General features: G+C 60.2%; 1 protein-coding gene. It reads left to right on the top strand.

Annotated features, from left to right (window positions below):
* Positions 1-52 precede the first annotated feature (52 nt).
* Positions 53-1,401, top strand: a protein-coding gene (locus HV798_RS31525; RefSeq protein ID WP_425486183.1) for an IS3 family transposase whose coding sequence is annotated in 2 segments (ribosomal slippage) — positions 53-500 and positions 500-1,401 — 1,350 coding nt in all. Because the reading frame shifts where the segments join, the coding sequence is not laid out codon by codon here.
* The last annotated feature ends 30 nt before the right edge of the window (positions 1,402-1,431 follow it).

Here is a 1,431-nt window from a genome sequence, read left to right as displayed (position 1 = left end):
TGAACTGACCCCCGAAAGTTGGACTTTGATCCAACCTTCGGGGGTTTTTTGCATGGCAAAGTACGACGAGCAGTTCAAGCTGGACGCTGTCCGGCGGTATCTGTCTGAACAGCAAAGTTACGCGGAAGTGGCGCGGGAGGTCGGCGTGGACTATTCGTTGCTGCGGCGATGGGTGGCTGTCTACCAACTGCATGGACGGGGCGGTTTAGTTAGGCCGCGCAAGCGATATTCGGCGCAATTCAAGTTCGAGGTGTTGAAGCGCATCGAGCAGGACGGTTTGTCGGACAGGCAGGCGGTGGCGGTTTACAACTTGGGCGATTCCGGGACCATCGGTAAATGGCGTCGTGGGTATGATGAGGGCGGAATGGGCGCATTGGAGCCCAGACGTCGAGATAGCCCTGCCATGCCACACAAGTATCCACCCGAGCCAACACCCAAGGACATGACAGAGAAGCAGTTGCGCCAAGAGAACGCGTACCTGCGAGCGGAGCTCGATTACCTAAAAAAACTCGATGCCTTGATCCAAGCGGAACGGACCGAAGCGCTGGTGAAAAAGCGCAAATGGTCCAAGGGTTGAGGCATCGTCATCCGCTGGCGCTATTGCTGAGAGCAGCCAAGCTGTCGCGCAGCACGTTCTATTACCACCTGAAGGCGCTTGGCGCCGTGGACCCGTACGCCGAGCTCAAGCAGCGCATCAACGCGGTCTATGTGCTGCACAAGGGCCGCTATGGCTACCGCCGGATCACGGTGGTGCTGCGCCAGGCGGGTGAGCTGGTGAATCACAAGACGGTGCAGAAGCTGATGCAGGCGCTGGGCTTGAAGTCGCTCGTGCGCGCCAAGAAGTACCGGTCCTACCGAGGTCAGTCGCATCATGTGGCGGCCAACGTGTTGGCGCGTCGCTTCGAGGCCGAGCGTCCGAACGAGAAGTGGGTCACCGACGTGACCGAGTTCAACGTGCGTGGCGAGAAACTGTACCTGTCGCCGGTGATGGACCTGTACAACGGCGAGATCGTGGCCTACGAGACCGCTCGTCGGCCGGTGTTCCAGCTCGTGGGCAGCATGCTGAGGAAGGCGCTGGCGCGGCTGCGGCCGACGGAGCACCCCGTGCTGCACTCCGACCAGGGCTGGCAATACCAGCAGCCTAACTACCGGCGCATGCTGGCCGCCCGGTCCGTCACGCAGAGCATGTCACGCAAGGGCAACTGCCTGGACAATGCCGCCATGGAAAGCTTCTTCGGCACGCTCAAGGCAGAGTTCTTCCACCTCAACCGCTTCGAGAGCATCAACCAGTTGCAGGCCGGCATCCGGCAGTACATCCGTTACTACAATCACGACCGTATCAAGCTCAAGCTGAAAGGCCTGAGCCCGGTGCAATACCGAGCCCAGGCCTTCGGGCTTTAGTTGACCGTCCAACTTCTGGGGGTCAGTTCA

Source organism: Achromobacter deleyi, from assembly GCF_902859705.1.
Classification (GTDB): domain Bacteria; phylum Pseudomonadota; class Gammaproteobacteria; order Burkholderiales; family Burkholderiaceae_B; genus Achromobacter; species Achromobacter deleyi.
This window is presented reverse-complemented; position numbering and strand designations above follow the sequence as displayed.